Source organism: Metasolibacillus sp. FSL H7-0170, from assembly GCF_038593115.1.
Classification (GTDB): Bacteria; Bacillota; Bacilli; order Bacillales_A; family Planococcaceae; genus Metasolibacillus; species Metasolibacillus fluoroglycofenilyticus.
Genome location: NZ_CP151964.1, coordinates 248,745 through 272,517, shown reverse-complemented (window position 1 = coordinate 272,517; position 23,773 = coordinate 248,745). Strand labels below are relative to the sequence as shown.

General features: G+C 38.7%; 20 protein-coding genes and 1 other RNA gene. 2 read left to right on the top strand and 19 right to left on the bottom strand.

Annotation, left to right across the window (positions count from 1 at the left end; all coding sequences use genetic code 11):
• Window positions 1–90: 90 nt before the first annotated feature.
• From MHH70_RS01220 to MHH70_RS01165, 12 genes are all read right to left on the bottom strand, one after another.
• Window positions 91–693 (bottom strand): LysE family transporter, encoded by a 603-nt coding sequence (locus MHH70_RS01220; protein ID WP_342472306.1) that lies wholly within the window; start codon window positions 691–693, stop codon window positions 91–93.
• 24 nt (window positions 694–717) lie between these two features.
• Window positions 718–1,104: a hypothetical protein gene (locus MHH70_RS01215; RefSeq protein ID WP_066162638.1), complete on the bottom strand. Its 387-nt coding sequence runs from the start codon at window positions 1,102–1,104 to the stop codon at window positions 718–720.
• Window positions 1,105–1,122: 18 nt separating this feature from the next.
• On the bottom strand, window positions 1,123–1,845 hold the full coding sequence (locus MHH70_RS01210; RefSeq protein WP_342472305.1) for an AAA family ATPase: 723 nt from the start codon (window positions 1,843–1,845) through the stop codon (window positions 1,123–1,125).
• Between the two features lie 299 nt (window positions 1,846–2,144).
• Window positions 2,145–4,052 (bottom strand): ATP-dependent DNA helicase, encoded by a 1,908-nt coding sequence (locus MHH70_RS01205; RefSeq protein WP_342472304.1) that lies wholly within the window; start codon window positions 4,050–4,052, stop codon window positions 2,145–2,147.
• Window positions 4,053–4,197: 145 nt separating this feature from the next.
• Window positions 4,198–5,334 (bottom strand): class I SAM-dependent RNA methyltransferase, encoded by a 1,137-nt coding sequence (locus MHH70_RS01200; RefSeq protein ID WP_066162629.1) that lies wholly within the window; start codon window positions 5,332–5,334, stop codon window positions 4,198–4,200.
• A 13-nt stretch (window positions 5,335–5,347) separates the two neighbouring features.
• Complete coding sequence (locus MHH70_RS01195; RefSeq protein ID WP_066162626.1) at window positions 5,348–7,084, bottom strand: GGDEF domain-containing phosphodiesterase; 1,737 nt, start codon at window positions 7,082–7,084, stop codon at window positions 5,348–5,350.
• 450 nt (window positions 7,085–7,534) lie between these two features.
• Window positions 7,535–7,914: RNase P RNA component class B (gene rnpB, locus MHH70_RS01190), an RNA gene on the bottom strand.
• A gap of 54 nt (window positions 7,915–7,968) precedes the next feature.
• Window positions 7,969–8,262: a cell division regulator GpsB gene (gene gpsB, locus MHH70_RS01185; protein WP_342472303.1), complete on the bottom strand. Its 294-nt coding sequence runs from the start codon at window positions 8,260–8,262 to the stop codon at window positions 7,969–7,971.
• A 383-nt stretch (window positions 8,263–8,645) separates the two neighbouring features.
• Window positions 8,646–9,884: a ribonuclease H-like domain-containing protein gene (locus tag MHH70_RS01180; RefSeq protein WP_342472302.1), complete on the bottom strand. Its 1,239-nt coding sequence runs from the start codon at window positions 9,882–9,884 to the stop codon at window positions 8,646–8,648.
• Window positions 9,885–9,890: 6 nt separating this feature from the next.
• Window positions 9,891–12,167, bottom strand: coding sequence for a DEAD/DEAH box helicase (locus MHH70_RS01175; RefSeq protein WP_066162618.1), 2,277 nt, complete (start codon window positions 12,165–12,167; stop codon window positions 9,891–9,893).
• Complete coding sequence (locus MHH70_RS01170) at window positions 12,139–12,525, bottom strand: YppE family protein (RefSeq protein ID WP_342472301.1); 387 nt, start codon at window positions 12,523–12,525, stop codon at window positions 12,139–12,141. Before MHH70_RS01170 ends, MHH70_RS01175 begins: the two co-directional genes overlap by 29 nt.
• A gap of 366 nt (window positions 12,526–12,891) precedes the next feature.
• A complete protein-coding gene (locus MHH70_RS01165; protein ID WP_154098149.1) occupies window positions 12,892–13,092 on the bottom strand; it encodes a hypothetical protein in 201 nt (66 codons plus the stop codon).
• A gap of 126 nt (window positions 13,093–13,218) precedes the next feature.
• On the opposite strand from MHH70_RS01165, the gene recU reads away from it, so the two are divergent.
• Both recU and MHH70_RS01155 read left to right on the top strand, forming a co-directional pair.
• Window positions 13,219–13,836, top strand: coding sequence for a Holliday junction resolvase RecU (gene recU / locus MHH70_RS01160; protein ID WP_342473141.1), 618 nt, complete (start codon window positions 13,219–13,221; stop codon window positions 13,834–13,836).
• A gap of 81 nt (window positions 13,837–13,917) precedes the next feature.
• A complete protein-coding gene (locus tag MHH70_RS01155; protein ID WP_342472300.1) occupies window positions 13,918–16,542 on the top strand; it encodes a PBP1A family penicillin-binding protein in 2,625 nt (874 codons plus the stop codon).
• A gap of 94 nt (window positions 16,543–16,636) precedes the next feature.
• Here MHH70_RS01155 and MHH70_RS01150 read toward each other — a convergent pair whose 3' ends face one another.
• From MHH70_RS01150 to MHH70_RS01120, 7 genes are all read right to left on the bottom strand, one after another.
• The gene (locus tag MHH70_RS01150; protein ID WP_342472299.1) at window positions 16,637–17,611 is read right to left on the bottom strand and encodes a BadF/BadG/BcrA/BcrD ATPase family protein; all 975 of its coding nucleotides are present in this window, start codon (window positions 17,609–17,611) and stop codon (window positions 16,637–16,639) included.
• A 401-nt stretch (window positions 17,612–18,012) separates the two neighbouring features.
• The gene (locus MHH70_RS01145; protein WP_066162603.1) at window positions 18,013–19,095 is read right to left on the bottom strand and encodes a MupG family TIM beta-alpha barrel fold protein; all 1,083 of its coding nucleotides are present in this window, start codon (window positions 19,093–19,095) and stop codon (window positions 18,013–18,015) included.
• 21 nt (window positions 19,096–19,116) lie between these two features.
• Window positions 19,117–20,394, bottom strand: coding sequence for a PTS sugar transporter subunit IIC (locus tag MHH70_RS01140; RefSeq protein WP_107942858.1), 1,278 nt, complete (start codon window positions 20,392–20,394; stop codon window positions 19,117–19,119).
• Window positions 20,395–20,635: 241 nt separating this feature from the next.
• The gene (locus MHH70_RS01135) at window positions 20,636–20,956 is read right to left on the bottom strand and encodes a PTS lactose/cellobiose transporter subunit IIA (RefSeq protein WP_066162595.1); all 321 of its coding nucleotides are present in this window, start codon (window positions 20,954–20,956) and stop codon (window positions 20,636–20,638) included.
• 12 nt (window positions 20,957–20,968) lie between these two features.
• Window positions 20,969–21,280 (bottom strand): PTS sugar transporter subunit IIB, encoded by a 312-nt coding sequence (locus MHH70_RS01130; protein ID WP_342472298.1) that lies wholly within the window; start codon window positions 21,278–21,280, stop codon window positions 20,969–20,971.
• A gap of 293 nt (window positions 21,281–21,573) precedes the next feature.
• Window positions 21,574–22,752 (bottom strand): GNAT family N-acetyltransferase, encoded by a 1,179-nt coding sequence (locus MHH70_RS01125; protein ID WP_342472297.1) that lies wholly within the window; start codon window positions 22,750–22,752, stop codon window positions 21,574–21,576.
• A gap of 17 nt (window positions 22,753–22,769) precedes the next feature.
• Window positions 22,770–23,492: a GntR family transcriptional regulator gene (locus MHH70_RS01120; RefSeq protein WP_107942861.1), complete on the bottom strand. Its 723-nt coding sequence runs from the start codon at window positions 23,490–23,492 to the stop codon at window positions 22,770–22,772.
• Window positions 23,493–23,773 lie beyond the last annotated feature (281 nt).

Here is a 23,773-nt window from a genome sequence, read left to right as displayed (position 1 = left end):
AAACATTGATTTCAATGCGGTGGCAAAACAAAATAGACTTTTCGGACAACCCCATTTTCTTGCCAAAATTCCATTTTGAAAAACAACTGATTAAAATAACCCAATTAATAAGTAAACGGCTGTTCCCCAAATAAAAACAGCGGAACATTTATTAAATATGTACATCACCTTGCCTGAGGCATCCACTTTTTTTAGCATTGAGCCAGCGAACATTAAAGCAATAAACCATAGCCATGAGACGATAATACATGTTATAGTGAAAAGCATTTTTTCTGTGCCAATATAATTTAGTGCGCTCGTTCCAATAACGCCAACTGTATCTAAAATAGCATGTGGATTTAATAATGAAACGGATAGGGCAAACAATATTTGTTTTTTTGCTGGCAGTGCCTCTCCTTGCTGTGTGGCTTCAGCCTTCGCTGTCCAGAGCACCCTTCCCATATAAATTAAAAATAAAATACCACCACTAATTAAGCCAAGTCGCAACCATTCAAACTGATAAACGATAACTGATAAACCAAGCACTGCAAGTAAAATGAGCAGTGTATCGCATAGCGCAGCTGTAAAAACCGCCGGTAAAGCTTTAAATTTAGATGGCTGCATCGCCCCTTGTGAAAAAACAAAAACATTTTGTACCCCTAAAGGCAAAATAAGCCCAAAGGCCAAAATAATTCCATGAATAATTCCCTGCATTGATTTTCCCCTATTCTGTTTTATCTATCTAAATAAATTTCCTTGTCTCGATGCGATTTTAGCAGCATAGCCCATTAATTCCTCTTGCAATGCCTTTGCTGTATATTCCATGTTTAACTTTGCTGGCAGCTCTACTACTTCTTGCCCCTTTAATATTTCTGCCAAGCTCCAGTAAGGATACGGGCTATCCTTTGCAGGAACATCCTGTATAGAAAATAAATAATTGTGGCGAAATAAAAGCTTTTTCCATTTCGTTGCTTCTTTATAAACAAGAAAGGCTGTATCTTTTGTAGCTAGTTCAATCATTTTTTGCAGCATTCTTTTCTCACCATGAAAGGTCATGGAATAGCTTGTTATATCCTCGCGCTGTTTCTCATGAATTCTAATCTCATATAAGTAAGATGACGCCATATTGCTCCCTCTTTTCTATTATAAATCCAAAAATAACTCCTCTAATACTTTCTCTTTCGCATCTAAAAAGCGCTTCGTTAAAATATAATGCAACGTCTCCTCATAGCGAACTTTGCTTATTTGTTGGTCAAAATCATATATTGTGGCATTTGGATAGCCTAACAAAATCGGTGAATGCGTTGCAATAATAAATTGTGCATCATGTTCCAGTTCTTTTATAATGCGCATTAAGCTAAGTTGTCTAGTTGGAGAAAGTGCAGCTTCTGGCTCATCCAATAAATAAATCGCCTTATGTCCGAATGCATTTTTAAACAGGGATAAAAAAGATTCACCATGCGATTGCTGATGTAAGGACTTTCCACCATACGCATCGTACTTCCGTCCAGATGGGTCAAACATTAAATCAAGATGACTTGCAAATTGATAAAATGTTTCGGCACGTAGAAAAAAGCCGCGCGCCACCTTTCGCGACCAACTTAATCGTATGTGCTCTCCAAGTGCAGAGTGCGATTCATGCACATCGTACAAATGATTGCGACTACCTCCAGCCGTATGGAAGCCACATTCATAGGCAATCGCCTCCAGCAATGTCGATTTGCCTGAACCATTTTCTCCAACAAAAAACGTAATATTCGTCGGTAAATGAAGCTCCTCTAAATGCTGCAATGCCGCAATATTAAATGGATATTGCTGCTTCTCTATTACCTGCTCCTGCAAATAGCGCACTGTCTTTAAGTACATGGCATCTCCCCCTCATTTTATTGTAACGAATTGCGAAAAAAATAGCAAAATAGCCGTCAGCATGTACACTAGATATAGTAGCTTTTCTACCTTGGGTCTGTGCACTTGATTTTATAAATATCCTTTTTTTCATAGATTATCTATGAATTTCATAAATTATCGGCGCTCTCTCATAATCGTCTTTAGCCCCTTCACAGTTTTTGGTCTTACTCGAGGCTGTTTAGGGAGGACAAAATCATCGAAAAGGTTGCCAGAAAGCATGCTAATGCGAGCTTTTCGGGCAACCTCTCTAACTTCTATTATTCAATAATTGGCTCTACTGCTAGAATATCCTCGAAATGTTTTTTCATTTGGCTTTCTTTTTCGTTCACGAGTAAATGAATGTCGCCGTAGTCATTCGATGTGCGGATAAGTCGTCCCATTCCTTGCTGTAAGCGTAGTAGCATAAATGGTAGCTCTACCTCTGCGAATGCATCTTTAGCAAAGGCACGTTTTGCATCGAATAACGGGTCATATGGCGGGAATGGTAAGTCGAAAATAATGACGCGTGTCAATGCTTCCTGAGGTAAATCAAGTCCCTCCCACAAATGATAGGAACAAAATGTTCGAACTTTACCCTCTTGGAAATCCCGGACAATTGCAGATAGCTCTCTGTCTCCTTCAAAGGCTATCGTTAAACGAGCCATCACTCCAAGCTTCGATTTAAAAGCATTCATTGCCTGCTTTGATTGAAATAAAATGAGCGTTTTCTCGCCGTCACGTAGCAATTCTTCTACTTTTGCTGCCTTGTCATTTTGCGCAAGTTCATGCACATAAATTTTCATAACATCCTCATAATCAAACGGAGATGGTACGCTAAAAGATTGATATTTAGTAATACCTAAGCTTGTAGCAATATAGGAAAAGTCCTTTTTCACTGATAATGTTGCTGACGAAAAGACGATAGGTGTTTTTTTAGAAAAGAGCTTTTCTTCTAATACTTCGGTAATTAAACGAGGCATAATCACGAGCGTTTCTTCACCGTCTGTTTCCTCTAACCAATCGACCGCATCGCCCTGTGCAACAAAAATGCGTAATGCTGCTGCGTAATGCTCGAGAAATTCCTCTGCCATATTAAGCTCATATTCTGGAATCATATAAAGCTCTGACTCAAACACAAATTCTTCTAGTAGCTGCTCTACATCTACTAATAAGCGCTTGCCAATCGCTAATAAACGCTCTGACTTTTCAATGCGCTTCCGATCTTCCTCTGAAGGCACTAAATCATCGCGTAGCTGGTCAAAAAATAGCTCATGATCGTCCTGCAATCTTTCCATCCCATATAATGTGCGCTCACGAACACCATCAACCATTAAACGCTCTAACAAGCCAACGATTGTATTTGCCTGTACTTTATAGGTCATTGCCTTTTGTGCGGCATATTCTAATAAATGTCCTTCATCCAGCACCATCATCGACACCTCAGGTAGTAAAGGAAGCTGTCCTTCGCGCTCACGTGATTTCTTTGTAGCTAAATGCTCCATTAAAAAGTCTTGCGAGCAAATAATTAAATCCGTTGATTTACGATAATATGCTCGGTGCAATGTTTGCCCACAACGATTGCGCACATCACATACTGCACATTGCATCAACGCATTATAGTTGACCATTTGCCATTCATCATCGCTCACCATTGGATAATCACTTCGTTCACCGTACGGCTGTAATGCCACCATTGAGCCGTGTGCATAGACCCCATCTGGAATCGAATCAGCAATTTCTTCAATCCAGTCTGCCTCCAGTTGTCTGTCTGCCTCTTCAAAGCGTTTAATACATAAATATTGATCACGTGATTTTGCAAGGCGCACATCAATATTTAAGCCTAAATGATCACGTAGCTTATGCACATCACCGCCCTCTTTCACAAGCTGGTCGATTAATGTTTCATCAGCACAAGCAATGAGGGCAGGCTTGCCTGTATAACGAGCGTACGAAACCGCCGGCAGTAAATAAGCTATAGTTTTTCCTGTACCAACACCCGCCTCTGCGAATAGTACGTTTTTCTCTTTTAATGCCTGCTCAATTTGGTAAGCCATGAAAATTTGTTCATCCCGACATTCAAAGCCTTTTTCTGGTAGCTCGTCGTATAAAACGTCTCCCATCCAATCGCCAAGCGAATCAAAGAAGGATTTTTCTTTTGATAATTCAAACGGTAATGATTGTCTCATATGAATTCTCCCCTAAATATATAAGTATGTAGACAATGAAGGGGCTGTCAGCAATATTGGATTTTCATCCGATATTCCTACAGCCCAATAGCTTTTTTATCAGATTTCAAAGCATTTCAATATAGATTTAGCTTGGCGTCTACTATTAATCACGCTTTGATTTTTGACCCCAATATTGATAAAGGTCTGTACGAATAAAGCCATTAAATAGCTTGCGTTTTTTCGTTGCTTGACGACCGTAACATTGCTCAAAGTTTTCCATGGAGGACAACATATAAACAGACCAGGTTGGATAATTTTTCATCACTTGTCCGAGTGTTTTTACAACAGCCTCAATTGCTTCCTTATCACCAATACGCTCCCCGTATGGTGGGTTCGAAATTATAACACCATCTGTTAATCGTGTTGTAAAGTCTGTTGCTTGCATTTGTTTAAATGTTAAAAGCTCACCAAAGCCTGCCTCTAGAGCATTTTCCTGTGCAATGCTTATCATGCGGTGGTCAATATCCGAGCCAATTATTTGTAATGGTTGGTCGTAATTCGCAAGAGCATCAGCCTCATTACGTGCTTCATCCCAGATTTTCGCTTTCATCCAAGCCCAATCCTCTGAAATAAATTCACGGTTATAGCCCGGTGCAATATTTTGCCCAATCATCGCTGCCTCTAAAGGGATTGTTCCTGAGCCACAAAACAAGTCAACAAAAGGTCGATTAGGATTCCACTTTGAAATTTTCACTAATGCAGCTGCTAATGTTTCCTTTAAAGGAGCTTCTCCCTGTACTTGGCGGTAACCTCGCTTGTGAAGCCCTGCGCCTGATGTATCAATTGTTAATGTTGCTACATCCTTTAAAATAGCTACTTCAATTTTATAAGTTGCGCCTGATTCATCTAAAAAGCCTAGACGTTTGTAATGTGATTTCATATGCTCTACAATTGCTTTTTTCACAATCGCTTGGCAATCTGGCACACTAAATAGCTTTGATTTTACTGACTTTCCCGATACAGGAAACGCCGCATCTACAGGTAAATAACGCGCCCAATCAAGCGCCTTTGTAGATTCGAATAGTTGATCAAATGTATGCGCTGGAAATTGACCTACAACAATTTTTACACGATCCGCTACACGTAGCCATAGATTACAACGTGCAATAGCTGTCTCGTCTCCTTCAAAATACACTTTGCCATTATCAACACGTGTTTCGTATCCTAAGTCTTGTACTTCCTGTGCAACGATTGCCTCTAAGCCCATCGCTGCCGTTGCAACTAATTGAAATTTTGTCATGCTTTTACCTTCCTCACTGTATGTGCTCCCAATAGGCTAAAAACTGTAGCAATTCACCTAATGGCATCGGCTTACTATAATGGAAGCCCTGTGCGAAATCACAGTCGATTTCTTGTAATAACTGTACTTGCTGCTTGCTTTCAACGCCCTCTGCTACAACTTGCATATTTAAGCGATGCGCCATTTGAATTATTGCATCCACCACACCTTGTTTTTCCTCTGAGGAGCATATATGCTGCACAAAGCTACGATCTATTTTTAATACATCAAATGGGAAACGTATTAAATAGCTTAATGATGAGTAGCCTGTCCCAAAGTCATCGATAGATAGCGTAAAACCAAGCTGCTTTAATCGGTCGAATTTGCTAATTGCCTCCGAGGAGTTATCCAAAACTGTCCGCTCTGTTACTTCAATTTCAAAATTATGCGCCGAAGTATTGTTTTTTTCTAATATTTTTTGAATTGTTTCTAAGAAATTTTGCTGCTGGAAATGAATGCTTGAAATGTTTAAGGCAATTGGCACATTGGCATACCCATTTGCTCTCAATACATGAAATGCGCTGCACGCCATTTCTATAATCATTTCACTTAGCGGAATAATTAAACCTGTTTCCTCAGAATATGGAATGAATTCGCCTGGTGATACTTGACCGAGCTTATCGTTTGTCCAACGTACTAACGCTTCTACACCAATCACCTGCTTCGTTTTTAAGGAAACCTTTGGCTGGAAATATAGTTGGAAATCATTGTTTTCTATCGCTTTTCGAAGCTCTGTATCCAGCAATGAAACTCGCTTCGTATCAATTTCTAAATCTTCGATAAAAAAGGCAAAATTGCCGGGGCCCGTTTGTCTGGAAAAATACATTGCTTTATCTGCACGATGCACTAATTCATCCGTTGTCGCTCCATCTAACGGATATAAGCTAATGCCAATACTTACGGAAATAAAAATTTCTTGCCCATCTATTATAAAAGGTTGCTCCATTGCATGTAGTACTTGCTGGGCAAATTTCGCAGCTTCCCTTGGATGAACAATATTTGTTAATGTAATTGCAAATTCATCATCGCCATAGCGCGCTAAAATATCTTTATTTTTTAACAGTCTTCGAATGCGCTTAGCTACTGCAATTAGCAACTTATCACCAACCGCATGCCCAAACACTTCATTCACTTGCTTGAATCTGTCTATATCTAAAAAATATATTGCATGTCGCATCGGTGTTGTCGCTGTAGCACTTGTTAACAACAGGGCTTTCATTCGCTCTAAATAAGCAAAACGATTGTTTACCTTTGTTAATAAATCTGTTAGTGTGCGTTTCTTCAGCTCGCTTTCAACGCTTTTACGCTCGGATAAATCTGTAAATATCCCACAATAGTTCATAATATTATTATCGCCATCTTTCACAGCGATAATCGTTAGCCACTCTGGGTAAATATCTCCGGTTTTACGGCGGTTCCAAATTTCTCCTTGCCACATGCCATCTTTTTCAATTTTTGCCCACATTTTTTTATAAAACGAGGAATCATGCATACCTGATTGTAAAATCGCTGGTGTATTTCCAATCACTTCACTAAGTGAATAGCCTGTTACAAACTCAAACGCAGGATTAACTGCTATAATACATTTTTTCTCGTTCGTAATCATAATACCTTCCTCTACATTTTCAAAAATAACTTTTACTAAGCTAGTTTTGTAAACGGAAGAATGTTCAATATCCATATTGTTGTGAGTAAAATCTTTACTACTCATTGTTATTCCATCCTTAATAATATTTATCTTGATTCAGTAGTGTTTTACTGCAATGTATAATCGCAGGAGCAATTTGCTTTTGCATCAAAAGCGAGGCAACAAATACACAAAATTCTCACCTCTAAAGGCGGTGAGATGAATGTCTATTTTGTTTTCTCTGATTCAGCGGGTTCACAACCACTCACTGAATCAAGATAAATGCCCCCGGCGGATGTCACAGATTTTTGAAGGGAAATTTTTCGAGCTCGCTCGAAAAAAATCTGGACGCAATTACGCCAAGGCGTAATTGATGTCAAAGAAAAGGAGCCGTCCAACAAAAAATTGTGACAGCTCCATCTGCATCGAAAGGTACAACGATAAAACCGAACGCCTCATGATGTAGAGTATTTGAAATATTATGCTGCCGCATAAATTTAGTGCAGCAAAAACTTAAAAAATGCATCAATAGTATTCCGTAAGCCATGTTTTGTTCCTGTGTACTCAAACAGCTAATAGCCTCGTACTGTCAGGTAGTAATCATCTATCTACAGGCATTTGCCTGTCCCTCCATCCGTTCATTTCCTTTTGGAGAGTGCCCCTACCATAATTTGGGTTTCTCACTCGCGGGGTTTACCTCGTTCCACCTTGCATGTTTCCAAGCAAGCTTCGTCACTGTGGCACCTTCAGAAAGTTTCTACCATATCAAAAAGACTTAGGTATTCCTTTCGCCGTCAAGCAAATGCTTGCCTTACCTTATTTTTTCGGTAAGCACGAACACTACGGTCATCTCAGAGCCGTGTGAGCATGGACTTTCCTCTACATCATCTAAGATGCAGCGATTACTCGAATTTCTTGATGTCGAACTATATTATACTTGACACATATCAGAAAAGCAACAATATCATCTATTCAGATAGTTTACTACCGAAAACATGTTTTTCTAAATTAGACAAGCGTTTTAAAATATCAAAGTTTGTATTTGGTGTAGTCGTTTGAACAGTTGGCTGTCTACGCGCACTATTTTCTAACTCCGCTTTTAAACGCTCATTTTCTAAACGCAGCTCATTTAGCTGCTTTTCAAAAACATCATAATCCTCCATAATTTGATCTAAAAATTGGTCCACTTGGTCTATGCTATAGCCCTTCATACTCTTTTTAAATTCTTTTTCTAAAATAATTTTTGAGTTTAATTTTATCATTCGCATCTTCCGCCCTTGAAAACATCCTTTAACCTGTTTTCTAGTGGCGTTCTCCTTCCTAACGATATTGCTTATAAAGTGAAACTTCAATCAGTGGAGGAAAACCTCCACTGATTGTTAGTTGAATCAATCTGGCATATACGGGCAGTTAATCTCTCACTTATCCTCAACGTCCTTTCACTGAAGGCTTGAAGTGGGTGGTTTTCAGCCCGTTAATGCGGGGTATAAACAGTTATTTTTATTGTCATATGCCAGCAACTTCGCCACACAAAAAAACGAAGCAAACTTTCGAGAAGTCAAACTTCCCACTGCATTCAAATAGAGGCGATAATTCGCCATGTTCATTATAGCATATGAAACGCTATCTATACGAATATCATCGGCTATTGTTGTTTATTTTGAATACGTTCATAACGTTTTTTCCATTTCACTAATTGCTTTTCTTTTTGCTCAAATGACAGGTCACTATGCTGGATAAGCTTAAACCCTTTTTCCGCATAAAGCAGCGCGGTATCATACGCTTTGATTTGATGCTCATGCAACATTGATAACTGCTCATATGCCTGTATTTTTTGACGATTTGAAATGCCTATTATGGATGTTTCAAAAGCTTTAATCGCCTCATGATAACGGCCCTGACGCTTATGCTGAAAAGCTAAATAAAAATGGGCTAATGCAGTCTCGCTCTCGCGGTAATTTTCTGTGACATTCGTTAACACATATTCGCTCGCCACTTGCTGCTTTAAATCGCTATACCATTTCCCAACATTTGTATAAGTAACGGCTGATTCCTGCTCGCCAGAAAACAATAGCTTTGTTTGATGAATATACAATGTAATAAGTGATAATAAATCCCATTCATTATGGAGTAACACTTTCATTAAAACTTCAGCCTGCCCACTTTTCACCGCATCAAAATAAATGATAGGTGCTAAATGCCCCGGTATATCCCCTTGTCTTTTAAAGCCAAGCTTTTCCTCCTCGACCTGTACAAGCTTCATCTTCTCTAAATCATTTTTCCATAAACGCTTTGAGCTATGCAATAAATCAATATGTTTTTGCTCTTTTAATGGTGGCAAAGTTTGGCGATTCAATGTCCAACGTGTTTCTAACTGCGGCCAATCGAAGCTTTTTCCATTATAGGAAACGAGCGTGGTACTTCGCTGCCAAAGTTTTGATTCAAATAGCATTGCCACCTCGTTTGCTGGGTCTGCTAACACATATTGTGTGAGTACAAATTCGTCCTCATCCTGCTGTAAAAAGCCGAGCAAAAAAATATGCGTACCAGTGCCTTTTAAGCCTGTTGTTTCAGTATCCCAAAATACAATGCGCTCTTTTGTATGTAATGCATAAGGGTGCTCGATATCAGCATTTTCCCATATTTCAAGTGCCGCTACTAACTCCCCTAGCGTATAATGCCCATGCTTATAATCGAAAGGATAGCGAACCTCACGCTTAAACAAGATGCCAAAATCATTATCGACAACCGCTAATCCTGCCTGTTGCCACCGCTCTTTATAAAGCGGTGGTGCAGGCTTCGTAAATTTTGGCTGTTCAACGCGCTCTGTTGTTTTTTTGCCTAGCATTTTTTTCATTTGTAATATTTTATTTTCGTAGGACATTTTTTATCACATCATTTCCGCACATAAAATTCCCAATACTTTTAACACACGCTTCTTGCCATCATTTAAGTTATCCTGTGCCCCAATACAGGACGGACAGCCCGCCTTGCATGGACAACTTTTCACATGCTCTATAGTGCGTTCAAGGAGGGGCAAAATTAAATCATAAACCTTTTCACTTAGCCCTATTCCACCTGGGTAACTATCATAAATAAATAATGTTGGTCGCTCGTTATGCACTGCTTTGACCTGTGGTACGACCGATACGTCACTGCGGTCACATTGAATAAAGAGTGAGATAAAGGAATGCATCGCATATGCAACTCCATTTAATGCATCTGTCATCATTTCCTCAGACCAACCTTCAGGTAAATTAAAGGAAATCCATGTTGCATTCGTATGCATTTCCATAGGAGGTAGTGTGATAGGGCCAGAACCAATATTGTCATGTGTACCGAAACGAATTTTTTTAAATATCGTCGGAATAGCAAGTAAACTTACATCGCCATAGCTTACTGTTACTTCCCCCAAGTCTGCCACTTTATCTTCCTCTAACACCTTCAGTTCCACCGCTAAATTAGCATCTGTAAAATAGTCGACATCCACCTCTGTGACGTACGCCTTTTTCTCCTCCCAATCAAGCTCCTCCACTTGAAACTGTGTGCCTTGATGGATGTAGATGGCTTCCTCATGCAATAATGTCATCGCGCTATACGTATCCATTTCACCAATTACGCGCGTTTTTGTCGCTATTGTTTTATCAATAATGACGACATTTTCCTGTGCTGCTGAACGCAAGCTAATATCATGTGCTGGGAAGCGGTCGCTCATCCAATGCCATGCCGTTGTCGTTTGAACGAGTACGCCTTCCTCCGCTAAATAAGCTAATAAATCTTGCACCTCAAATTCACCATATGTATCGTCTGTCGAAAATGGTAGCTCAAATGCCGCGCATTTCAAATGGGACATTAATATTAAAATGTTTTCAGGATTAATATTCGCTTGCTCAGGCTCACTGCCCAATAAATAAGTAGGATGATTTACAACATATTGGTCAAGCGCGGTCGACTGTGCTACGTAAATAATCAATGCTTCATCCTGCCTTCTCCCTGCGCGCCCAGCTTGCTGCCATGCACTCGCGATATTACCAGGATAGCCCGTCATAATACATGCCTGTAGCTGCCCGATGTCAACACCGAGCTCCAGCGCATTTGTACTTACGACCATTTGAATTGAACCATCGCGCAAGCCTTTTTCAATTTGGCGACGCTCGCTCGGTAAATAGCCACCTCGGTAACCTTGGATTGAATGGTCAGCAATTTTTTTCGCTGTCAATGACTTTAAATAGGTAACGAGCATTTCTACACGTACCCTTGATTTAGCAAATATAATTGTTTGAATACCTGCTTCAAACAAACGAGTTGATAAATCACGCACTTCTAATACAGCGCTTCGACGCACCCCGAATGTCGGATGAATAATCGGTGGATTATAAAAAATAAATGTTTTTTTACCGACAGGTGCACCCGATTTTTTAATCAGTGCATGCTTTGTATTCGTTAAGTTTTCCGCTAGCTCACGCGGATTGCGAATCGTTGCAGATGTGCATATTATAACAGGATTGCTCCCATAAAAAGCACAAATTCTTTGCAATCTGCGCAGTACGTGTGCTACGTGACTACCAAACACACCCTTATATGTATGCAATTCATCAATAATAATATATTGTAAGTTTTCGAAAAGCGCGACCCACTTCGTATGATGCGGTAAGATGCCCGAATGCAACATATCGGGATTCGTCATAACGATATGCCCTGCCTTCCGAATTTTTTGGCGAATACCAGGTGCTGTATCCCCGTCATACGTATAGCTTAAAATATCCTCCTCCATTAGCTCTATAAGCTCATTCAAATCGGATTTTTGGTCTTGTGCCAAAGCTTTTGTCGGAAATAAATAAATGGCCCTTGCTGATTTATTATGTAAAATCGTTTGCAGTACAGGGAGGTGGTAGCAATATGATTTGCCTGAGGCAGTCGGTGTAATCGCGGTGAAAGACTGCCCTTGCATGGCGAAATCAAAAGCTTCTCGCTGATGTGTATAAAGCTGATTGATTCCTCTTGCATGCAATGCCTTTTTTATGGAAGGATGAAGGTTGTCTGGAAAATCAGCATATTGTGCAGGCTGTGCCTCTAGCGTATGCCAATGCCTAATATTTTGCTTTAGCTCCTCATCATATTGCCATGCCTGTAACAGCTCAGAAATCGTCATCTTTTTGCTGTTCATACGCTTCTCCCTCCTCTAAATAGCGCAGGATTGTAGATAGTGTATAGTGAACCGAATGAATCGATTGCAAAAATCTTTTTTTACTCGTTTCTTTGTAAAAGGATTGTACGGTAAATTGCTCCATTGCCTCTACTACTTGGTCGATTTGTTGATTATGCATATATTTCGGCTGATAGCTTGCCCGCCATTCTTTTGCTAGCTGCCGCCATAATTTTAACTGCTCATGTACTGTATCTGCATACGGTTTTACTTCTGTAAAGAAATCAGGCTTTAAATCAAATTCGCGCATGTGAAAGAAACGATTTTGCGCATCTTCACATTGCGCTATTAAATAGGTTGTTAGTTCGACTAATTGCATTGTACACCTCAAGTTTTACTTTATTACTTATAGTGTACCAAATCTCTTGACTACTTTCATTTTTAAAGGAGTTGTCCAAAAAGCCGTGCAGTAACCGACATTTTGGACAGTCATGAATAATGTTTTACAAAATGTGTGCCCATCTAGATAGAAAACGCCTCTTTATAAAAATTGGTGAACAATGGCTTTAGCAGTATTTCTCTTTAGTAAAGGTGCAGCGATGAAAATTACTATTTCAATGCGGCGTCAAATTAAAATAGACTTTTCGGACAGCACTCTCAACATACTAGAAAAGTACACTCATTTTTCAGAAAGAGAAACACCTTCTTTCAAAAGCAACTGGGAGCCAACAAGCGGTGCGCTAGCTTACTTGTTGGCTCCCCCTCCATGGGAACGTGTATTCTTTACTTGCATTCGTTTTTCTGCTAAGCTTACTTTTTGATAGGCTACTGTGATTTTTTGTGAAAATTGAAGAGTGAGCATTGCACGTTGCTGCTCTAATGTGGCATCTAATAATTGCGTTACCTGCTCAATATTTGAAATAAGTGATTGAAGTCTTGTCATCATTTGCCTCCTCTCATTATTATGGATACATTCAAGAGCGGCGAAGAAAATCCTTGTCAATCGCAAAACTAGACAGTATACGCTAAAAATTGTGGGAAACTGCAAAAGGTGCATTTCGAAAGGGTGAAAATAATGATTCGCTATCCAAATGGGAAACCTTATAAAACGAACATAGAAGAAGTACCAAAACCTAAAAAGCAGAAAGCACTTAAAGAGATTAACTTTGGCAATCGTGGTAAAACTTTAGAGGATGATTTAAACGAAACAAATGCTTATTATTTGCAAAGACAGGTCGCAAATATTCATAAGAAACCTGTTCCTATTCAAATCGTCAAAGTAGAGTACCCATCAAGAAGTGCCGCTGTTATTCGCGAGGCGTATTTTCGCACGCCTTCCACAACAGATTATAACGGTGTATGGAATGGTTATTATTTAGATTTTGAAGCAAAGGAGACAGAAAATAAAACAGCCTTTCCTTTAAAAAATATTCACGCACATCAAATAGAGCATATGAAAAATGTTATCGTACAAAAAGGAATTGCCTTTTTCATCATACGTTTTTCATCATTAGACCGCTATTTTATTACACCATTTTCTGTTATTGAAAACGCATGGCAGCAAATGGAGCGTGGTGGGCGCAAATCGATACCACTTAAACAATTTGAAGAAAAGGCAATTGAAATTAAACCGAGTTATCAGCCTCGTATTGATTATTTGCAGGCGGTACAGCAATTGGTTTCGCATTGATAGGTATTTTTTTCAGTGCCCGATGAATGAAAGCTGCAAAGCTTCATTTTACGGAAAACACTCAAAGTGAGGAGATAGAACGTGACTGAACGTAAACTTACACGCGAAGATATAAAAAAGCAGCGTCAACAACAAAAGAAAAAAAAGCAAACGCCATTTAAAGTTTGGCTAAAGCGCATCATTTTAACAATTGTTTTCATTGGAGTGCTTGGCTTTTTAGGAGGAGCTGGACTATTTGCATATTATGCAAGTAGTGCACCCGAGTTAGATGAAGAACTATTAAAATATCCTGTTTCATCGGAATTTTACGATATTAATGGAGAATTATTTGCAACGATTGGGCAAGAAAGTCGGAAATATGTACAATTTGAGGATATTCCTGATGATATGGTTGCTGCTATTTTAGCAACGGAGGATGTTCGCTTCTTTGACCATTTTGGTATTGATTTATGGCGTCTTGGAGGAGCAGTCATTGCAAACTTTAGAGATGGCTTTGGCTCACAAGGTGGTAGTACTATCACACAGCAGGTTGTCAAAAACTCCTTCTTGTATAATGACAAGAAGTTAAAGCGTAAAGCACAGGAGGCTTGGCTCGCTATACAGTTGGAACGCCAATACTCTAAAGAAGAAATTTTTGAAATGTACTTTAATAAAATTTTAATGTCTGGTCGAGTTTATGGCTTCGGGCAAGCATCGGAATATTTTTATGGCAAACCATTAAATGAATTAACATTAGGCCAAATGGCTACGCTTGCTGGTATGCCGCAAAGCCCAAATAACTATAATCCATTTAAAAATCCAGACCTTTCTGAGAAGCGACGCAATATTGTACTAAGCTTAATGGTACAACACAAAAAAATTACAGAGGCACAAGCAACTGAAGCAAAAAAAATAACGGTTGCAGAGAGCGTCCTACCTGAAGATGAACGTAAGCCTGCAACAGTGACAAACTACCCTGCATTTTTGGATGTTGTCTTATCGGAGCTAGAGCGCAATGGCGACAACGATGCATTAGCAGAAGGCATAAAGGTTTATACGACACTTGACCCAAATGCACAAAAAATTGTTGAATCTGTCATGAACAACGACGCTAATTTTATGACAGAAAAAATTCAATCAGGTGTTGCAGTCGTTGATACAAAGACAGGTGAAATTCGTGCCATTGGTGGTGGGCGTCATTATGGGGCTGAGCGAGGCTTTAATTTCGCCTATGATTTAGTAACACGTGCTCCCGGCTCAACAATGAAGCCAATAATTGATTATGCACCTGCTATTGAATATTTAAAATGGTCAACTGGTGAAACATTGGTCGATGAGCCTATGAAATACTCTGGTACGAACCAAACAATTACCAACTGGGATAATAAATATTTAGGAACAATGACGGCTCGCCAAGCGCTTTATACATCACGTAACATACCTGCCGTTAAAACTTTACAAGCAGTTGGAACAGACAAAGCGAAAAATTTCGTCTCACGTTTAGGCATTGATGTTGACTATGTTGTTGAATCCGATGCTATCGGAGGTGGGCGTATTAATATCTCACCTATCTCAATGGCAGGCGCTTATGCCGCATTTGGTAATAACGGTGTATATACTGCACCGCACTCCATCACAAAAATTGTTTATCGAGATGGCTCCTCTTCAAGAGAATATAAATCAGAAGAAGTCATTGCAATGAGTGATTATACAGCCTATATGGTAACAGATATGCTGCGCGATGTTGTCGGTAACAAGCCTAACGCATCAGGTACTGCTGCCAATGTATCAGGTCTTGATCTTGCTGGTAAAACAGGAACAACTAACTATTCAGCAGATGAATTTGCAAAATATAATTTGCCAAGCTCTGCTGTGCCAGATTCATGGTTTGCTGGCTATACAACAAATTATTCGATTGCTATTTGGAGCGGCTACGAGCAACGCTCTGACGCAATTACAACTTGGGATGAACGACGTTTACCCCAAACTTTATTTAAGTCCATCATGTCACAGCTGTCATCATCTATTGAAACAGCTCGCTTTAAACAGCCAAACTCAGTCGTATCCGCAACGGTTGAAGTCGGTACTTCACCATTAAAGTTAGCGAGCGAATTTACACCTGATAATTTACGTATGACAGAGCTATTTGTTAAAGGTACAGAGCCAAAAGAAGTATCAGATGCCTTTGAACAACTTGAATTAGACCCTCCGTTTAATTTACAGGCTAGCTACAACGAATTGGCCAATATAATTGATTTAACTTGGGAGCATCAAGCACCTGGTGCACTGGAAGAGGATTTCGATCCAAATGCTGTACCAATTTCCTTTGAAGTAACAATGTCAATTGATGGCGCAGAGCCTACTGTCATTTCTTCATCATCAGCAAATTATGTAGCAATCCCATCAGTAGTCATTGGGCATAATTATGCATTTACTGTAACAGCTATTTCCGATGAAGTACGCAGTGAGTCAGCTTCCGTTTCACTTTATATTGAAGGCTTACCAGATGAGCCTGAGGAAGATGATTGGCAGGATTGGAACAATGGCGAAATTGATGAACCGACAGAGCCTGAGGAACCAACCAATCCTGAAACAGGCACAGATAATAATGGGAACAACAACAATAATGGAAATGGAAACGGAAACGGGCAAGTCACTCCTCCGACAAACCCAACAGAGCCAACGGACCCCGGTACAGATGACGAGGAAGTTCAAAACGGTGAATAAAGAAAAAGCTGTAAGGAAGATAGGTAGATGCCTATACTTCCTACAGCTTTTTTCTATGAAGCTTTGAAATAGCTTATTGACAATTAAACGCTTTCTAAAACTTTCTCCAATATTTATTAAAAATTTGTGTGAACTCTTTATCTAGCTGAATCCCCTTCTGTTTGAACGCCCCTACTACAGCACCACCAATTGGCTCTAGGGCAGGTTTTTTAAATTCAAAAATTACTAATTCATTGTCTATGAGCTCATTCATAATATTAATAAAATAGGCTGGGTTCGTGAAAACGCCCCCTGCTAGTACTACTGGTATGGACTGTTTGCTCCAAGTCATTTTATTAAAACAGGCTTTAATTGCCTCATAAAAATCTATACAAACCCCATTCATAATGCGTATCGCAACCATGTCTCCTCTCATGCCTTCTTGCATCACATATTTACTCAATGGTGCAATATTCGTTCGGGGGTGCTCAGCATTATAGATGCAGGCAATTAGCTTCTCCACATCTTCTACGCAAAAATGCCTCAGTATCTGTTCTGTCAAAGAGGTTTTCTGTATACGCCCATCATAGCTTTGAAATACTGCTTCCAAGGCTTTCTTACCTATGTAATAGCCACTGCCCTTATCATCAAATAAATAGCCCCAGCCACCCACTCGATGCAACTGTGCATTTTCATCATACCCCATCGTAATTGCACCTGTACCTGCAATTTGTACAATCCCTGGCTGTCCAAATGTGCCTGCATATAGAGCGACTAGTGCATCATTTTCGATTGTAATTAAAGCTGTTTGTTGCACATATTGACGAATAATTTTTTCTACGATAGATTCCGCATGTAACTCCTTTACACCAGCTATTCCAACGAAGCAACTGCTCACATTCTGAAATATTTGTGCATTTTGCTTTCGCAATTGCTGCATTAATTCATGCAATGTTAATTCAAAAAACTTGGCACTCATAGCAGTTGGATTGCTACGTGTTGTAATTACCTTTGCATAAATCTGCCCCATCTTATCACAAATAACCGCAGATGTTTTTGTACCGCCTCCATCGATTGCTAAAACATACATCACTTTACCCTTCCTTCATATGAAAAGAGGAACTAGCCCTAAAGGCAGCCTCGGTTCGCAAGTACAAGCAAATTTGATTTTTCCTTATACACTTTAATCCAGTGAAAAAGTCGCTGATTTCTTTATTTATTCCATTCCCCCAAAATTCCTTGCTTATTTTAAAGAGTTATTCTTTTGATGAAATATCATTGAAACGGGCTGTTCGAAAAGGTGGCTACTTCTTACGCTGCAATGAAAATACAGTTTACACTTATTTACCTTCATTGAGGGAAAAATCCGCTAAACGCAAAGTTCCCCCTTTTTCCAAAGAACTCTTTTGTTATTTTAATGAGTGAGCTCTTTGACCAACAGCGTCCAAAATGCCGGTTATGCACGACTTTTTGGACGCCCCTCCTGATTTTTTACTTAGTAAAACTGAATGATGCCCAAGGTTTTATTTGTTTTAATAAAAAGCGCTCCTCTTCTCTTACACGTGCTACTATATTGCTTGAACCTTCATTTACTATATTTTGCAATACGATTTGTAGCTCACCTTTATAGCGGACATCAAGATTATTATCAATGGTAATATCACCTAAAGCTAAAGGCTCCGTATTGTGCTTTGGAAAATCCTCTGCCTTGTATTTTACACGAGATTGTGTACTGCGTATGACATAATCTGAAACATCACCGCGATTAAAATGAGGCTCCTCTAATACAATTTTCTCCTCCAAAGCAGTTGTTTCAGGTAATATTTCCACCTGCAATTCTAGCTTGTAGCGATTTAATTGCCCTAATGCACGTAACTCTTCCTCCGATGCATACATATTACCAATAATACAATCATCGATAAGACCTGTATTCCACATATCTTTTGCTTGAACGGTAATTGGTAAAAATCTATGTTCTTCTAAGGTTGGTAGCCCATATTCAGTTTGCTCCCACGGACCGAATTTGCCATGCTGCGATGAAATCATTGCGGCTGTGCGAATGTGATTGTCTTTAAATTGCTGTGACACCTTCAAAAAATGCTGACGTGATAAGCCTGTATAACGTCTCGGATAGAAGTTATGGCAGCCGATAATATTTTCTTTATTTGGCTGATAGGACAAAATATTATCTGCATACTTTGTCCCGTTACTCATATTTAATTCTATTTTTAGATTGCTAGTGTCTAGCGACATAAATGCCTCTTCTTGTCCTGAAAAGCCCATATCTAGTCGCAGGGCAGCTATATGATACTGTTCTTTTAAATAAGCAATATCCCTGTACGTTAAGCCTAACTCTTCAAATACATTCGGTGCAATATCGGCTGAAATATCGAAGCCTAGGCCTTTTGCAAAAGCATTAATTTGCTGAAGTTTTTTGCGTTCTTGCTCATTATTTAAAGACATCAAGCAAGTAAATATTCGATCAAAACCATTGTCATGAGCTAACTGTACATATTGCTGCATTTCCTCCAGCGTGCTATGACCCGGATATAGTGAAATACCTAGCCTTCTCAATCTTCATACCCCCACTATTAATTATTGTGATGAATTTTGTTGCTCAACTTGCTTCGCTGCTGCACGATTTGCCGCTAGTAAAAACGGTGTATAGATAAGAACAGCTACGGCAATTAACACAATGCTTAGAATTGCACCTGAAGGTGATTGTGTAACTAACCAGCCATTAATAATTGGTGGTGTCGTCCATGGTGCTGCAACTGTTGCTGCTGGTACTAGACCCCATTTAGTTGCAAAATAAGCAATTGATACGTTAACCATCGGCGTTAAGATGAACGGGAAGAATAAAATTGGATTTAAAACGATTGGTAATCCGAATAGTAGTGGCTCGTTAATATTGAACAAACCTGGTGCAGCGGATAATTTACCGACCGTGCTGTATTGTTTATTTTTACGTGAAACAATGAAAATGGCAATAATTAAAGCGATTGTTGTACCTGAGCCGCCCATATTAACGAATGCATCGAAGAATGGTTTGTTAATAATATACGGCGCTACTTGACCTGCTTCAAGCGCTTCTACGTTTTTGGCAATTGCGTCTAAATTAATTGTTTGCATGAATGGGTCAATGATGTTTGCTCCATGAATACCGAATGTCCAAACAAATGCTGGTACAAATGCTAAAATAAGTGCCGCCACCCACGTATTCGTTAGACCCATAAACGGCTCTTGAACTAATGTATAGAACTGACCAATAACGTCTGGAGCATCGAACAAGATTGAAATTAATGTACGGATTAACGCTAAAAGACCTACAGTAATAATCGCTGGAAATAATGAAGCAAATGATTTTGCTACGGCATCTGGCACACCAGCCGGCATTTTAATTAATAATCTTGGATTGCCAGATAAACGAGAAAACATTTCTGCGGATACAAGACTTAAAATAATTGCTAAGAAGATACCGCCTGTTCCAGTTGTTAAACCCGTTAAACCACCATCTCCATAAGTTGCGAATGTCATATAACTTGCAAGACCAATCGCCCCACCTGCTAACGCATCTTTACTATAGCTTTTCGTCAAATTGTAAGCGATTGTAAACGAAATTAGCAGCGACACAATGGCAAATGTAGCACCCCATACATTACCACCCCACTGTGTCCAAATTCCCTCTCCAAAAACTGAATTCATAAAATCTTTGTATGCCTCAATTGGTAAATTATTTACTAAAACAGCTAATGACCCAACAATCATTAATGGCATAATCGCAATGAAGCCATCTCGAATTGCTACTAGATGCCGTTGATTTCCTATTCTTGATGCGACAGGAACAAATTTCTCCTCTAAAAATTTGAACATTTTTATACACTCCCCTTTTGTGTTTATCAATTACGCCTTGGCTAACTTTAGTCCGGTTTTTTTAAGTTAATCCGGTACAAAAAACATGTGCTCCTGCGGTTACTCGGCGCAATAACCATTGCTGAAAGACGTTAAATAACATCACTTTCCCCTTTTTACAGCAACTACAAGAAAATTCACGAAAAACGAAACGATGAAATATTCCCCTTATTTCATAAAGAGATAATAATTTTCCGCAGAACTACTCCCCCTTTATCCGTTCATGTATTTCTACTAATTCTTGCGCTAAATCACGAAATGTAATGGCATTCATTAAATGATCCTGAGCATGAATTAATAATAATGAAACCTCTACATTTTGACCTTGCGCCTCTTGCTGTAATAACCCTGTTTGTGCATGATGCGCTTCAATAATAGCTTCATTTGCTAGCATCATTTTGTCTTTTGCTGCATCAAAGTCTCCTGTTTTTGCAAATTGAATTGCCTCCATACACTCACTTTTGGCATTGCCGCTATGCAAAATTAATCCCATAACAGCTTGTAATAAAGCCTCTTGTTCCATCTTCTACACCTCTTATCCAATTAAAGTAAGTGCATGTTTTAAAACATTCGCACCATTCATCATGCCGTAATCCGTCATTTTGATTACATCAATTGGAATATTTTTATCCTTATATTTAGCTTCGAATGCCCCTTTTAAATAACGAACTTGTGGTCCTAGTAAAAGCACATCTATCGACTTTTCACCTAATACTTTATCAACCTCCCCTTCTGCAATTGCAAAAATATCCGCCTCTAAATTTTGGCTTTTTGCTGCTTCCTGCATTTTCGAAACTAGTAAACTAGTACTCATTCCTGCAACACAAACTAACATAATATTTTTCATAGTAATTCTCCCTCTCTAAAATAAGTATTTTTTATTTATTTCATCATTGAAATCGTTTTCTTAAAAGAAGAATATCATCAATTGGTATATACCACAATAGCGTTTTTTGAATTTTCTATCTTCTAAAAATAATAAAAGAAACTGGACTATATGCAATTTATAGCTGTAACCTAACATCCCTTATACTGGTATAGTCCAGAAAAAAACTGAAAATTTTTTTGTTTAACACATGTTTTATTTAATTGTTAGCTTGAAAATTACACTTAGGGAAGTGTGCCATTATAATTCAGCGATTAAAAATACTCATAGAATACAGGTTTTCCTGCTGGCAATGCCTGCTGCCAACTCCCAATAATTTCTTGTTTCAAGGAACGCTGTGCATACATTACTGCATCTTGAACAGATAAATAACCAACCATCATCGCCGAAAATAAATTAATAGGCAATGCAAGAATTTCATTATCATCAATAGAATCTTCCTCTAGGGCTGTGATTTTCCTCTCACTGCTAATTTCAAATAACTGCTCATTCCATGGGCAAAACGAATCTTCCAGACGAACATATAAGCTTCTTGTAATAATTCCCCATTTATATTGCTGCATAAAGGACTGCACATCAACGATTCGTACCATCACATCTTGCACAACTTCACGTTCAAATTGAGGCTCTGGAAAGTAATAGCCGAAAGAAGCATGATTCGCTGTTACCCCTTTTATTTCAGTGATGCTTGCAGCATGTGCCGTCACGTAACGCCAAATGGCTTGCTCTGCTAAAATATCCTCGGCAATGAAATCATAAATGAAAAATGTTGTGTTTACTATTTCATAACGAATATACGCAGCCACCTTATTATCCTTGTAATACAATGCAAAATGGCTATTTTGTTGCCTTTTAGCTAAGCGATTCCACCATGCATCATCCCTTAACATAACTCCATTTGTTACAGAAGCTCTTTCATTATAAAATGCTTTTACCTGCTGAAATAATTCTTCATCAAGCCATTCAAAGCTCGTGCGCTTTATTACGTCTAATTGCTTTCCTAAAGCAGGAAATTTGTCGGATGGAATCACATAATTTAACTTTTCGAAAAAAAGCTCCCAACCAAAATAGCGATAAAAAGATACTGAAAAAGGCGCTAAAACAGAAATCGTTTGCCCATTAGCTTTCATTTGATTTAATGATTCAATCATAAGCTTTTTTACAATGCCTTGTTGGCGATATTCAGGGTAGGAGGCAACAAAGGCAATCCCACCCATTTTATAGTTTTTGTTGTAAATTGTTATGTTAAGTGGTAAAACAAGCACTTGACCAACAACTTTATTACCATCATATGCCCCTAAAGTTGTACTATGCTGAACCCAATAATGAAAATCTTCCTTACGCGCTTCTGTATATTTATTAGGAAAACAATAATCTCTTAAACGGTGAATTTGCCAATAGTCATTTTCTTGTACTTTTTGAATGTGTACCACTTTTTCACCCCTATTATTTATCTTGAAATTTGGCTAATAAATTTATAACGATCTGCTCGATAAACACTGCGTACAAGCTCAAAAGGTGTATCATTTGTTAAATAGCTCGTGCGCTTTATAATAAGAACAGGTGCAGCTTGATTTATTTGCAAAAATTTACTATCCTCTTTTGATACGATTGCGGCTTCCATTTGTTGAATCGCATTGCCGATTCTTTGTTGGAAAGCGGTTTCAATTAATGTGTACAAAGAGCCTTCTAATTTACTTGCATCTAGCATAGGATAAATTTTTACTGGAATGTACGTCCGTTCGATTGCCATAGGTATTCCGTCTGCATTGCGAATACGTATAACGAAAAACACTTCCTCTCCTAGCTCTAGCTGCAAATCTTTTGCTACTTCAACTGATGGGATAATTTTTTCGAAGCGTACTACCTTGCTACTCGGAACCATATTTCTTGCTCGCATATCCTCCGTAAAGCTAGTTAGCCCTTGTAGAGGCTGCTCTAATTTCGGATTTGCTACAAAAGTGCCCCTACCTTTTTCGCGGTAAAGTAGACCGTCATTTACTAAGTTTGTAATGGATTGCCTAACTGTCATTCTACTCACATCAAATTGTACCGAAAGCTCTCTTTCAGATGGGATTGCATCACCAATTTTATATTCCTCTGCAAGTATTCGTTGTTTAATAATCTCCTCGATTTGTATATAAATCGGTATATATGAATTTTTATCTAACAATTTTCTCCCCCCTAACTTTGTTTGTATAACACAAATCCATTTTATAGGTATAGTGGTATAGACTAATTATAAATGAAAATATTCAAAATATAAAGCTGTGAATCTAAATCGAGTTTTCAAACATATTCTACTTAAATTTTCCCTTGAATAAGGCATAATTGATATAAAATAGTTTATAATTGAAAATAACTTTTGATTTAACAAACTCAAATGAAATTTCAACATATGCCCCTGGGACAGTAGCCTTTGCTCAAGATGATACATTTTGGAACCAAGATGAA

Bases quoted from the DNA above. Each gene is read 5' to 3' on its own strand.
- MHH70_RS01130 (WP_342472298.1), bottom strand. From the start codon at position 21,280: ATGAAAAATATTATGTTAGTTTGTGTTGCAGGAATGAGTACTAGTTTA.
- MHH70_RS01210 (WP_342472305.1), bottom strand. From the start codon at position 1,845: ATGTACTTAAAGACAGTGCGCTATTTGCAGGAGCAGGTAATAGAGAAG.
- MHH70_RS01170 (WP_342472301.1), bottom strand. From the start codon at position 12,525: ATGCAATTAGTCGAACTAACAACCTATTTAATAGCGCAATGTGAAGAT.
- MHH70_RS01150 (WP_342472299.1), bottom strand. From the start codon at position 17,611: ATGTATGTTTTAGCAATCGATGGAGGCGGTACAAAAACATCTGCGGTT.
- gpsB (WP_342472303.1), bottom strand. From the start codon at position 8,262: ATGATAAAATTAAACTCAAAAATTATTTTAGAAAAAGAATTTAAAAAG.
- MHH70_RS01215 (WP_066162638.1), bottom strand. From the start codon at position 1,104: ATGGCGTCATCTTACTTATATGAGATTAGAATTCATGAGAAACAGCGC.
- MHH70_RS01180 (WP_342472302.1), bottom strand. From the start codon at position 9,884: ATGTCCTACGAAAATAAAATATTACAAATGAAAAAAATGCTAGGCAAA.
- MHH70_RS01195 (WP_066162626.1), bottom strand. From the start codon at position 7,084: ATGAGTAGTAAAGATTTTACTCACAACAATATGGATATTGAACATTCT.
- MHH70_RS01205 (WP_342472304.1), bottom strand. From the start codon at position 4,052: ATGAGACAATCATTACCGTTTGAATTATCAAAAGAAAAATCCTTCTTT.
- MHH70_RS01140 (WP_107942858.1), bottom strand. From the start codon at position 20,394: ATGTTCAAATTTTTAGAGGAGAAATTTGTTCCTGTCGCATCAAGAATA.
- MHH70_RS01200 (WP_066162629.1), bottom strand. From the start codon at position 5,334: ATGACAAAATTTCAATTAGTTGCAACGGCAGCGATGGGCTTAGAGGCA.
- MHH70_RS01165 (WP_154098149.1), bottom strand. From the start codon at position 13,092: ATGATGACAAGACTTCAATCACTTATTTCAAATATTGAGCAGGTAACG.
- MHH70_RS01135 (WP_066162595.1), bottom strand. From the start codon at position 20,956: ATGGAACAAGAGGCTTTATTACAAGCTGTTATGGGATTAATTTTGCAT.
- MHH70_RS01175 (WP_066162618.1), bottom strand. From the start codon at position 12,167: ATGAACAGCAAAAAGATGACGATTTCTGAGCTGTTACAGGCATGGCAA.
- MHH70_RS01220 (WP_342472306.1), bottom strand. From the start codon at position 693: ATGCAGGGAATTATTCATGGAATTATTTTGGCCTTTGGGCTTATTTTG.